The sequence below is a fragment of the Mesorhizobium sp. B2-8-1 genome (genome assembly GCF_006440955.1).
Taxonomy (GTDB): Bacteria; Pseudomonadota; Alphaproteobacteria; order Rhizobiales; family Rhizobiaceae; genus Mesorhizobium.
In genome coordinates, this window is the sequence record NZ_VFTX01000007.1 from 227,799 (window position 1) to 239,823 (window position 12,025).

Annotated in this window: 10 protein-coding genes; 9 read left to right on the plus strand and 1 reads right to left on the minus strand. The window is 61.2% G+C overall.

Annotated features, from left to right (window positions below; genetic code table 11):
• Positions 1 to 23 precede the first annotated feature (23 nt).
• The 6 genes from FJ428_RS19755 (at position 24) to FJ428_RS19780 (ending at position 7,641) form a co-directional block, all read left to right on the plus strand.
• Entirely contained in the window at positions 24 to 1,580 is a 1,557-nt protein-coding gene (locus FJ428_RS19755; RefSeq protein ID WP_281405512.1) for an aldehyde dehydrogenase family protein, read from the plus strand.
• Between the two features lie 88 nt (positions 1,581 to 1,668).
• Positions 1,669 to 3,543 (plus strand): helix-turn-helix domain-containing protein, encoded by a 1,875-nt coding sequence (locus tag FJ428_RS19760; protein ID WP_140498493.1) that lies wholly within the window; start codon positions 1,669 to 1,671, stop codon positions 3,541 to 3,543.
• A gap of 112 nt (positions 3,544 to 3,655) precedes the next feature.
• Positions 3,656 to 4,669, plus strand: coding sequence for a flavin reductase (locus FJ428_RS19765; protein ID WP_140498492.1), 1,014 nt, complete (start codon positions 3,656 to 3,658; stop codon positions 4,667 to 4,669).
• Between the two features lie 4 nt (positions 4,670 to 4,673).
• Entirely contained in the window at positions 4,674 to 6,185 is a 1,512-nt protein-coding gene (locus tag FJ428_RS19770) for an aldehyde dehydrogenase (RefSeq protein WP_140558075.1), read from the plus strand.
• A 42-nt stretch (positions 6,186 to 6,227) separates the two neighbouring features.
• Positions 6,228 to 7,310, plus strand: a complete 1,083-nt coding sequence (locus tag FJ428_RS19775; RefSeq protein WP_140879986.1) for an LLM class flavin-dependent oxidoreductase — start codon at positions 6,228 to 6,230, stop codon at positions 7,308 to 7,310.
• 16 nt (positions 7,311 to 7,326) lie between these two features.
• Entirely contained in the window at positions 7,327 to 7,641 is a 315-nt protein-coding gene (locus tag FJ428_RS19780; RefSeq protein ID WP_140498490.1) for an NIPSNAP family protein, read from the plus strand.
• Here FJ428_RS19780 and FJ428_RS19785 read toward each other — a convergent pair.
• Complete coding sequence (locus FJ428_RS19785) at positions 7,627 to 8,289, minus strand: cysteine hydrolase (RefSeq protein ID WP_140498489.1); 663 nt, start codon at positions 8,287 to 8,289, stop codon at positions 7,627 to 7,629. The two genes, FJ428_RS19780 and FJ428_RS19785, sit on opposite strands and share 15 nt — an antisense overlap.
• Before the next feature lie 221 nt (positions 8,290 to 8,510).
• Between FJ428_RS19785 and FJ428_RS19790 the strand changes: the two genes are divergently transcribed.
• Genes FJ428_RS19790 through proX form a run of 3 tightly spaced genes read left to right on the plus strand, consistent with a single transcriptional unit; the run spans position 8,511 to position 11,754 of the window.
• Entirely contained in the window at positions 8,511 to 9,704 is a 1,194-nt protein-coding gene (locus tag FJ428_RS19790) for a glycine betaine/L-proline ABC transporter ATP-binding protein (protein WP_140879987.1), read from the plus strand.
• A gap of 2 nt (positions 9,705 to 9,706) precedes the next feature.
• On the plus strand, positions 9,707 to 10,645 hold the full coding sequence (locus FJ428_RS19795) for a proline/glycine betaine ABC transporter permease (RefSeq protein ID WP_140498487.1): 939 nt from the start codon (positions 9,707 to 9,709) through the stop codon (positions 10,643 to 10,645).
• A 56-nt stretch (positions 10,646 to 10,701) separates the two neighbouring features.
• Positions 10,702 to 11,754: a glycine betaine/L-proline ABC transporter substrate-binding protein ProX gene (gene proX / locus FJ428_RS19800; protein WP_224519139.1), complete on the plus strand. Its 1,053-nt coding sequence runs from the start codon at positions 10,702 to 10,704 to the stop codon at positions 11,752 to 11,754.
• The last annotated feature ends 271 nt before the right edge of the window (positions 11,755 to 12,025 follow it).

The window sequence follows — 12,025 nt, forward strand, 5'->3', positions numbered from 1 at the left end:
AAGCTTTAACGAGGGCGCTTCAGATGGACGCCCTTGAACGAATCCGGGCAAGGCGCTTCCCGATACCTATGGAGAATTCGATGAACACACATGCTGATCAGTTCCGAATTGGAGAGAAGGCGGCTTCCTTTTTACGCCAGGAGAAAAAACTCCTTATCGATGGAAAATGGGTGCCGGCTCAGTCCGGGAAGATTTTCGACACATATGATCCGGGCACGGGACGCATAATTGCACAGGTTCCGGAGGGCGGCGCCGCCGATATCGACAATGCCGTCAAAGCTGCGCGGCGGGCCTTTGAAGAAGGCCCATGGAGCCGCATCACGCCCAGCGAACGTGGACGTCTCATCTGGAAACTGGCGGATCTGCTGGAACAGAACGCCGATGAACTGGCCGAACTGGAGGTTCTCAACAATGGCAAGCCGCTTGCCAATGCCCGGAATTCCGACGTCGCGCTCAGCGTGGATATGTTCCGCTACATGGCGGGCTGGGCGACCAAGATCACAGGCGAAACCATTTCGATCTCTGCGCCGGACAAGTACCATGCCTTCACGGTGCGCGAGCCGGTCGGCGTCGTCGGGCAGATCATTCCGTGGAATGCGCCACTGCTCATGCTGGCCTGGAAGGTAGCTCCGGCGCTGGCCACCGGCTGCACGATCGTGCTCAAGCCGGCGGAGCAGACGCCGCTGACGGCGCTGCGCTTCGGTGAACTGGTCCAGGAGGCCGGCATTCCCGCCGGCGTGATCAATATCGTGACCGGTTTTGGACCTACGGCGGGCGCAGCGATAGCCTCGCACCCCCAGATCGACAAGGTTGCCTTTACGGGTTCCAGCGAGGTCGGCCGCATCATCGTCAAGGCTGCCGCGGGCAATTTGAAGAAAGTGTCGCTCGAATTGGGAGGGAAGTCGCCCGTCATCGTCTTTCCCGATGCTGACATGTCGGTTGCCATTCCCGGTGTCACGCAGGGCATTTTTGCCAATAGCGGCCAGGTCTGCACCGCAGGATCGCGGCTGTTCGCCCACAAGAAGGTGTTCGACCAGATCGTGGATGGGATCGGCCAGCGGGCGGGGAACATCCGCGTTGGTCATGGCCTCAGCGAAGGCGTCCAGATGGGGCCGGTCATTTCCCCGGTCCAGTGCGACCGCGTCATGAGCTATATCGAGCAGGGCAGGAGCGCCGGTGCAACGGTGGCGTTTGGCGGCACGCGGATAGGCAATGAAGGCAACTTCATTGCGCCGACGGTGCTGACCGATACCCGACCCGACATGGCGGTGGTGCAGGAAGAGATTTTCGGTCCTGTCCTGTGCGCCATGAGCTTCGATGACGACGACCTGGAACAGATCGCGCGGCAGGCGAATGACAGCATCTTCGGACTAGCTGGCAGCGTCTGGACGCGGGACCTGAGCGTCGCCCACAAGATGGTACGGCGAATTCGCGCGGGCCGGATCGGGGTCAACGTACACGGCTCGGTGGACGCGGCGATACCCACCGGCGGCTTCAAGCAATCCGGCTGGGGCAGGGAACGGGGACAGGAAGGGCTGAACCTTTATACGGAGACCAAGTCGGTCATCATGTCGCTTTGAAGGCCTGCCAAACCTTTCGCGAACAGCCGGCAAGGTCGATCCTATCCATGCCGGCCATATGGCGGCGGCATGACCCCCGGTAACGAATATGACTGTGGCGCGCCATCGACCAGGAAGGCTATGTAACGATCGAGTACCGGCAAGCAGCGAGGTTCTGTTGAGCGCTTTGGATCGCCCGCTGTCACGCGTCCTGCGCGACGTGACCAGCCTCATCAATTCCAGCGTCGACCTCGAGACAACGCTGCAGCACCTTGTCGATGCGGCATGCCAACACGATGCCTGGTCGATGGCGGCGGTGATGAGCATCGATCAGGCGGATGGCAATGCTGTGGTCGTGACCCGGCATGATCCTAGCCAGTTGACGAAGTCCTATCGCAACCGCTGGACGCTGGCGACAAGTCCATCCCTCATCGCGTTGACCCGCAATGATCCGGTGATCATTCGCGATGCCCAGGAGAGCATCGAATTTCCGGGCTATCGGGAAGAGGCAATCCAGCGCGGTTATCGCACTGTCGTGGTTTTGCCTCTGGGCTGCCGGGACATGGAAGACCGCGCGATGGTCTTGTCGGTGCAGTCGCGCGACGTTGTCGATCTGTCAGCGGCCGATCTCGCATTCCTGCAGACGATCGTCCATCTGGGCGCCATAGCCGTGGACAAGGCCCACAGGCTAAGGGCGGAACATGCTGCCGCCGCGCAACTCCAAAACGCACTTGCCGCGCATTCCTCCCTGATGCACCAGGTCCTGTCGGACGGTTCCGTCGCATCCGCGGCTTCCATGGTCGAAACCTTCCTGCCGAACGCAATCGTCGTGGTGGATCTGACTGCCAACCTGGTCGTTGCCGGACGTTCGCCCAAGCCGGACCTCATCGACACCGACCGCTGGCGCGAGGAGATGGACGATTGCATGAGCCGCCAGTTTCTCCGTCTTGCTCGCGATATCTCGGACCAGGCCGGGCTTGAAATGCGCAAGCTGTACCTGAACTGCGGCGGCCATCACCTCAACCTGCCGGCGGCGGTGGAGCCGTTGGTCGTGGATGGCAAGACGGTAGGGGCGCTGATCGTGTTTTCGCTCGACGCCAATTTCGGCGACCTCGATCATCTTCTTCTTCAGAGCGCTCGGTTCGCGCTCAGCGTCCAGTTGATGCGCAGCCATTTACGGTTCCAGACGGAATCGCAGACTTCCAGCGAATTGTTCATGGAAATCGTTTCCGGCAACTGGCGCAACGTGGACGATTTGACGGCGCGGGCGCGCCGGCTCGGCATTGACGTAAACGCCACCGCCAGGCTGGTCGCGATCGGCCTCCCGGAAACTGTGCCGGAAAAGGGCAAGACCATACCCGAACTGCACCGCTCCATCATGCGGCTCGCCGGCCAATTGGCGCCGCAGGCGACCGCCGCCGCATTGGGCGAGATCATTCTGTGCCGCATTCCCGACGCGCCCCGCGACGCGGACACGGTGGTCAAGACGTTTGTGCGCAAGCTGATCGAGGAAACGCAGTGGCTGATCGGCACCAAGCCGATCATCGTGGCGGGTAAGACCTGTTCGAGCATTCACGACTATCCCCAGGCATGGCTTGAATGCGAGCGCATGATCCGTCTTGCCGTCCGCTTCAACCGTACCGGGTTGCTTGCGCCCCAGGACTTCGGTCCTTTTCCGCTGCTGCTTTCGGCGGCCGACAGCAAGGAAGTGAGGTCGTTCGTGGATATCGCCATTGGCGCGGTCGTGCGTCACGACGAGGCGCATGCAACGGACTATATCAGGACCCTGACCGTCTTTCTGGAGCACGGTTGCCGCAGCCAGGCCTGCGCGGACGCGATGGAATTGCATGTTACAACGCTTCGCTACCGCCTGAACCGTATCCAGGAACTGTTTGGCATCGAGATCGATTCACCCGAACGTCGGTTCGCGCTTGAACTGGCAATACGCCTCAACGAGACCATTGCCCGGGAGCAACCTGTCTGATGCGGTCTCTGCTTCGTGTCCTAGGAGTCTGACTGCCGCCTCTCCTGCGTAGAGCAGGAAGACCCTCTCTCACGTCCCTTTATCCTTCCACCCTCCTGGAGAGGCAGGACGCATGACGGACAAGAGGGAAAAAGAGCTGAGCACGATCGATCCAGTGGAACTGCGGCGAACGTTCGGCACCTTCGTCACGGGCATCACGGTGGTGACGACGCGGGACGAAGATGGTTCGCCGCGCGGCATGACTGCGAATTCCTTCACCTCAGTCTCCCTTGAGCCGCCGCTGCTGCTCGTCTGCATAGGAAAGAGCGCCAGCAGCTTTCCGGCGTTCAACACGGCCGAAGGCTTCGCCGTCAACGTACTGCACGAGCGCCAGAAGGAGGTGGCGAGCCTCTTCGCCTCGAAGTCACTCTCCAAGTTCGAGACGATAGCCCATACTACCGTGCATACGGGCTCGCCGGTGCTCACCGACAGCCTTACCTGGTTCGACTGCACGGTGCATGACCGTATCGAGGCGGGAGACCATGTGATCCTGATCGGCCGGGTGCGTGCTTTCGGCACCAGCCCTGCCGCTCCGCTAGGGTTTTGCCGGGGGCGCTATGTCTGCGTGGAAGACCCGATGCCGCCTGGCTGGACGCCTTCCCATCGCATGATCATCGGCTACCTGGTCGAGCATGACGGCCGCATCCTGCTGCGCGACGATGGCGCCGGAGGCTGGGAACTGCCGACGGCAACGCACCGTAAGCCGGGCGACATGCTCAGCTTCGAAGGCGGCGGCGTGGTTGCGCCGCTCACCAGCGATGCGTTTCTCTATTCGGTCTTCGATGTGGCCGACCAGCAGCCCGGTTATGTCGTTTACCGTGGCGCGCTCGCGGGCCCGCCTGGCGAAATTCCGGACTTGTCGCCGTCGCTGAGGTTCTTTGCCCATGAAGAGCTGCCTTGGGACAGCATTCCGATCAGGCAGATACGCGCAACGCTGCGCCGTTACCTGCATGAGCGCGCGGACTCTCGCTTCGGGATCTACGTCGATTCCAGCGATGGCGGCCGGGTGGCGATGATAGACGGCGCCCCGCGTCCGTGGCGGTCGCTTAACGGCTTGGCCGGCGACCGAGAAACCGCGAAGGGATGAGATGATGGACCTGACGCTGAAGGTGATCGAAGGATCGCGCCAGGATCTTTTCATTGCCGGGGAGCGCCTCGCGCCGCGGTCCGGCCGCTACATGCCGAGCTACGATCCGACGAACGCGGCGCCTTGGTATGAGGTTGCCGACGCCGGGGCGGATGATGTCGACGCCGCCGTGCAGGCAGCCAAAAGAGCGTTTCACGATCCGGCCTGGCGCAGGCTGACGCAGACGGATCGCGGCAAGCTGCTGCGCCGGTTGGCCGATCTCATCGCGGAACACGCCGATGAACTCGCGGCCATCGAGACGCGTGACAACGGCAAGCTTCTGAAAGAGATGCGTGTGCAACTGCGCGCGGCGCCGGACAGCTACCTCTATTTCGCCGGAATGGCCGACAAGCTGCATGGCGAGACCATACCGGTCAATAAGCTCGATATGCTGAACTTCACGCTGCGCGAGCCGATCGGCGTGGTGGGCATGATCTCGCCGTGGAATTCACCGCTGATGCTGCTGACCGGCACGCTCGCACCCTGCCTGGCAATTGGCAATACGGTCGTGGTCAAGCCATCAGAGCATACTTCCGCGTCCACCCTTGCCCTCGCCGAACTGATTGCAAAAGCGGGCTTCCCGGCTGGCGTTTTCAATGTCGTTACCGGCAAGGGCGCTACGGCGGGCGAAGCGCTGACCTTGCATCCCGATGTCGCCAAGATCGCCTTCACGGGCAGTACGGCAACCGGCCGCCGCATCGCCGCCAACGCTGCCAGCCGACTTGTTTCGTGTCAGATGGAACTGGGCGGCAAGTCGCCTCATGTCGTATTCGCCGATACCGACATCGAGCGCGCGGTGAACGGCGTGGTTGCCGGCGTGTTCGCCGCTGCCGGGCAGACCTGTATCGCAGGCTCGCGCTGTTTCGTCGAAAAATCCATCTATGCCGCATTCGTCGAAAAGCTGGCGGATCGTACCAGGCGCGTGCGTATCGGCCATCCGACCGATGAGGACACGGAAATCGGTCCGCTGGCGCTGGCTGCCCAACTCGACAAGGTCGAGCAGTATGTGGACTACGGCGTCGCCGATGGCGCGCGGCTGGTTGCCGGAGGCCACCGGCCGCGGCGGGACGACCTCTCCGGCGGCTGGTATTACGAGCCCACGGTTCTGGCGGATGCGCGCAACGACATGCGCTTCATGCGCGACGAAATTTTCGGCCCGGTCGTGGGCGTCGTGCCGTTCGACAATGAAAGCGAATTGATTGGGCTTGCCAACGACACCCATTATGGGCTGGCGGCGGGTGTCTGGACCCGCGACATCGACCGGGCGCTTCGCTTTGCGCGCAACGTCGATGCCGGCACGGTCTGGGTCAATACGTATCGCTCGGCTGCTTACATGTCACCCTCCGGCGGGTTCAAGGAGAGCGGTTACGGCAAGCGCGGGGGCTTCGAGGTCATGCGCGAGTTCTCCCGCCTGAAGAATGTCGTCATCGACTACTCCGGCGCCACGCAGGACCCGTTCGTAATCCGTTTGCGCTGACGCTCATCCGACGGTTCCCTAATATTCGAAAAGGTCATTGCCATGAAATTTTCCGTTTCCCTGAACATGGAGAGGTTCAGTCCCGACAAGGATATGCGCCAGGTGGCGGCTGAGACGCTGGAACTGGTCCGTATGGCCGATGCCGGCGGCTTCGAGACCGCCTGGTCGCCCGAGCATCACACGATTGAATTCACGATCGCGCCCGGCCCGTTCCAGTTGCTGGTCTGGTGGGGAGCTCATACCGAACAGATCCGGCTTGGCACCGCCACCATCGTCGCGCCGTACTGGACCCCGATCCGTCTCGCGGGAGAGGCCGCACTTTGCGATCACCTGACGGGAGGGCGGCTGGAATTCGGCATCGCCCGCGGCGCCTATCAGTATGAATTTGACCGTATGGCGGGAGGCATCCCGCAACAGGAAGGCGGCGCCTACATGCAGGAACTGCTGCCGGCAGTCCAGAAATTATGGGCAGGCGACTACGCCCACGAGGGTAAGTATTACCACTTCCCGCTGGCAACCTCGGTGCCGAAGCCCTTGCAGCAACCCAACCCGCCCATCTGGGTGGCGGCGCGTGACCCCGGCACATTCGATTGGGCGGTGCGCAATGGCCACAACATCCTCTCCACGCCGTTGTCGCGGCCGGTCGCGGAAATCGGCATTCTCGGCGACAAGTTCAAGAGGGCGGTCCAGGATCATCCCGAAGTGCCGAGGCCGCGGTTCATGATGCTGCGCCGCACTTGCGTGTATGAACGTCCCGAGGACTGGGAACTGCCGGTTCGCTACAGCTATCAATATGGGCGCAGCTTCGAGAACCTGTTCCAGAACATCGGCACGGTGAAGAACGGCTTTCCTGAAGCGGTTTCTTACGACACCGTTGGCAACAGCGGCGACTACGATCCGCGGTCGATCCGCGACAATCTCCTGTTCGGCACGCCGGACGAGGTGGTCGAAAAGCTGATGGTCTATGAAGCGGCGGGCGTAGACCAGTTCTGCCTCGGCCTCGCCTTCGACCTGCCGTTTGAAGTGCAGAAGAAATCGCTGGCGTTGTTCATCAAGGAAGTGATGCCCGTATTTGCGATGCGCGAGAAGGAAGCGGGCAGGGAAAAGTCGCGGGTGATCGCCTGATGGGAGCTGTCGCGCCATGATTGTCGAGGAACGCATCTACAAGATAAGGGCCGGCCGTCTCGCCAGATACATGCAACTTATCAGCGAGGAAGGCCTTGCCATCCAGCAGCCGATCTTGGGCAACCTGATCGGCTATTTCCGCACCGAGATCGGACCTCTCAACCATGTCGTGCATCTATGGGGCTATAGCGACCTGAACGACCGCGCCGAGCGGCGTCAGCGGCTGGCCGAAGATCCCGCGTGGCGGGCGTTTACGGTCAAGCTCACCGAGAATATCGAAACGATGGAAAACCGAATCCTGATCCCGACCGATTTTTCACCGCTGCGGTAGGTTCAAGACCTCGCATCCCGCTTGCCCGACCGCGAAAGAATCCAGGAGCCGGTCCGTGGTCATCACCCAGCCGTAGTTGCGTGCGAAAGCATCGAGCATGGCCTGCCGGCTGGGCGGATGGTTGGAAGAAACAGCATCCTCCACCACAATCGTGGGATAACCGAAATGCACGGCGTGACGGCAGCTATCTTCGACGCACATCTCCGCTACCGTGCCGACGAATACCAGACCGTCTACCGCAAGCAGCTTGAGCGTCTTGGCAAGATCCGTGGCATGAAAGGCGCTGAAATAGACCTTGTCCAGCACGATGTCGTCGTCCTGTGGCGCAAGCTCGTCGATCACCTCCGCGGCATCCCGCAGGCCCTCGACATCGCCGTAGGATCGCATGAAGCCCGGCACGCACGCATGGGTCGGCGCATCGGTCAGCTTGATCCAGGTCAGCTTGCCGGCCAAGGCCTGATACAGGGGGTCGGCAACGTATCGCGTGAATACCACCGCCTTGCCGTTGCCGCGAAACGCCGCAATGAGTCTGCTGATCGAAGGTATGGTTTCGCGCGCGGATGCAACCTCCATCGGCGCATGCCTGCGCACGAAATCGTTCTGCATGTCCACGACCATGAGGGCAGGGTTTTTAAGCGAAGCCAGCACGCCGTTCCTCCATACAGGCGTCCCGGATTATACCTATCCGGGTAGCGGAGAGCCTATATCATCGAACCCGCGAGCCGTATGCTTTCCTTCGTAGCATTGGGCTAGGCGGGTATCCTGCCGAACGGGGGAAGACGGCGGGTGCAGTTCTATCTTCATTAATCGGGATCGTGGCTCTGGAATGTGCTGACTATCGTCCGCCAGGCCAGGAGTGGAGGACAGGTGTGACGGATCGCATAACGGTCGAGGGCGTGTACAAGATTTTCGGCAAATCGCCGGAATCGGCTTTGGCCATGCTGAAGTCTGGCGAGACAAAGGAAGCTGTGCTCCAGAAGACCGGGCAAGTCGTCGGCTTGAGCGACGTGTCGCTGTCCGTTCCCGTCGGTTCGATTTACATGATCATGGGCTTGTCCGGCTCCGGTAAGTCGACGCTTGCGCGATGCATCAATCGCCTCATCGAGCCGAATGCAGGGCGCATCCTTATCGATGGCGAGGAGATCACCGGCGCCAGCGAAGCGCGGCTGCGCGAAATCCGTCGGACGCGTATCTCCATGGTGTTCCAGCACTTCGGCCTGTTGCCGAACAGAACGGTGTTGGAGAATGCCGAGTTCGGCCTGAAACTGCGCGGTGTGCCAGCCGCCGCGCGCAGGAAGAAGGTGATGGAGGTGCTGGAGGTCGTCGGGCTGGCTTCGTGGGCAAATCATCTTCCCGGTACGCTGAGTGGCGGCATGCGTCAGCGCGTCGGATTGGCCCGCGCACTCGCCACGGATGCCGATGTCCTGATCATGGACGAGGCTTTCAGCGCGCTGGACCCACTCATCCGCAGCGAAATGCAGGACGAACTGCTGCGCCTGCACAGGACTTTCCACAAGACCATCCTGTTCATCACGCATGATTTCCAGGAGGCGCTGAAGCTCGGAAGCCGGGTCGCCATCATGGCGGATGGAATGGTGATGCGCGAAGGCGTTCCGCAGGACATCGTGACCAAGCCCGGGAATGACTACGTCGCCGCCTTCACCCGCGACGTCAACCGGGCCCATCTGTTCGATGCGAGTTCCGTGATGGTGGAAAGCAGTCCGCTCCGGCTAGACGGACGTGCGTTTGGCGGCCGCGATGCCGAGGGCGAACCGGTGTTCATCGTCGACGATTCGATGCAGGTCGTGGGTGTCGTCGGACCACGCCAGTTGCCACGCCTCGCTGATGGTTCGGCGATCCAATCATTGATGAGCAAGGACTATGAGACGGTATGCGGCACGGAAAAGCTGTCGGTGGTGGCCAGCCTGTGCCATCGAGACCGGCCGATAGCCGTTGTTGACGAGGGCGGCCGATATTTGGGGCGTGTCGATCCACTCCAAATCTTATCCCGCATTGGCGCTCCGGCGGCGGCTTCCTCGCAATCCCGGGGAGCGGAGGCCTGATCATGCTGGATGTCGATAATCTCTATGTCATCCCGCTGGACCAGTGGATCCAGGTCGGCGTCCGCTGGCTGGCAATGCATTTCCGGCCGCTGTTCCAGACCATCAAGTGGCCCGTCGAGACCCTTCTGACCGCGATCGACCATGGACTCCATGCCATTCCGTTTCCGATCCTGATCGGGATCTTTGCCCTCATCGCATGGCGCTCCGCATCGCGTGGCGTGGCCATATTCACGCTGCTTTCGCTGACCCTGATTGCCTTCATGGGCCTGTGGGCGGAAGCGATTACCACCCTGTCGCTCATCGCCACGGCAATCGTGGTGTGCGTCATTCTTGGCATTCCAATCGGAATCCTGTGCGCGCGCCACGATCGCGCCTGGACCATCGTGCGGCCGGTGCTCGATGTCATGCAGACGACGCCCAGCTTCGTCTACCTGGTCCCGGTGGTCATGCTGTTCGGCGTCGGAACGGTGCCTGGGGCAGTCGCGGTCATCGTGGCGGCGATATCGCCGCTGATCCGCTTCACCAATCTCGGGATTCGTCTTGTCGACAAGGAGATGGTCGAGGCGGGGCGGGCCTTCGGTGCCACCGATCGCCAACTTCTCTGGGAAGTCCAACTTCCATTGGCCTTGCCAACCATTCTGGGCGGCCTCAATCAGACGGTGCTGATGGCTATGGTCATGTCGGTGATCGTATCCATGATCGGGGCCGAAGGGCTCGGACTTGTGGTCCTGCAGGGGCTGGGACGTCTCGATGTCGGCATGGCTGCCGTCGGCGGCATCGCCATCGTCCTGCTAGCCATGATCCTCGATCGCATCACGCAGGGCCTGGCCAACCAGGACAAGGCCGGACCAACCCGGGGCATCCGGGCCGCCCTGGCTCAGTTGCTGCGTCCCAGAAATGAGGAAGCGGGGAGTTTCGAAACGAACCACCAGCAGGTTTGAACACCGTCTCGATCAGGCGGAACGACGCAACAAATATCACAACAAGGGGAGAATACATGTCGGCGAATTATCGATACCGCAAAGGGCTGAGACTGGCCTGCGCCATGGCTGTTGCAGCAACCATGATGGGTGGGCAGAGTTTTGCGCAGGATAAGCCTGGCGAAGGCAAGACCATTCGTTTCACGTCCTCCGACAGCCTGGGCGCCAACTATATTCAGGACCAGGTCCTGATAGCGGGCCTCGAGAAACTCGGTTACGACGTAAAGTTGTCGACCATGAACATGTCGGCGATCCTGCAGGCCATTTCGCAGGACGACCTCGACATGACCGGCGACATCAACTGGCCGCAGGCCGAGCCCGCCATCGCACAGATCTCGGATACGGTCGAACTGATCAATGAAGGCACGATCGCGGGCGGCGGCATCAACGGCTACATGATCGACAAGAAGACAGCCGAAGCCAACAACATCACCAATGTCTCGCAACTGAAGGACCCGAAGATCGCCGCCTTGTTCGACACCGACGGTGACGGAAAAGCCAATCTGGTGAATTGCGATCCCGCTTGGAAGTGCGGTGACGTCGTCGATTTCCAGGTCAAGGAGTTCGGCTTGAGCGATACGGTGCGCTCCATCCGCGCCAAATACGAGCCGCTGATCGGCGAGGTCTTTGCACGGGCCGACCGAGGAGAGCCGATCCTTCTTTACACCTGGAGCCCATCCTGGATCGTCTATCGGCTGAAGCCCGGCAAGGACGTGGTGTGGCTGCCGATCCCGTATGACGCTCTTCCCGAGGGCGTATCGAAACCGAAGACGCACGAGGTCAAGGACGTGGTTGGCTGTGCGGGGGGGCAGAACCCATGCCGCATGGCGGTTGGCCCATGGAACTGGCGCACGCTCGCCAACAAGAAGTTCCTGGCTGACAATCCGGCGGCCAAGAAATTCATCGAACAAGCGAAATGGTCGCTGGACATCTGGAGCCAGTGGGAAGGCGATCTGGGGGCCGGCAACAAGACCGACGCCGAGATCAAGAAGATCGCCAACGACTGGATTGCCGCAAATCAGTCGGAGTTCGATGGCTGGGTAAAGAATGCGGCTGCCGCCGGGAAATAATCCGGGCAGGCCTCTATCGTGGCCTGTTATCACAATGGTGGCGGACCCTGTCCGCCACCATTGTCGATTGAGGAGACCGATTGCCGGCCAAGCGTTTTCGCTTCATGGCGACGTTTCCTTATGGGGAGCGGCTACACAGGCTCATGCAAAGGGCAGGCGATCGTTTGGACATGCGGCCTCAGAGACGATTATCTCGGGATAAATAGCTGCCGCCGCGCCTGATCGAGCGCGGGCCGCTTGGTATAGTGAGAAAAACTGAGTGAAGCCTTAT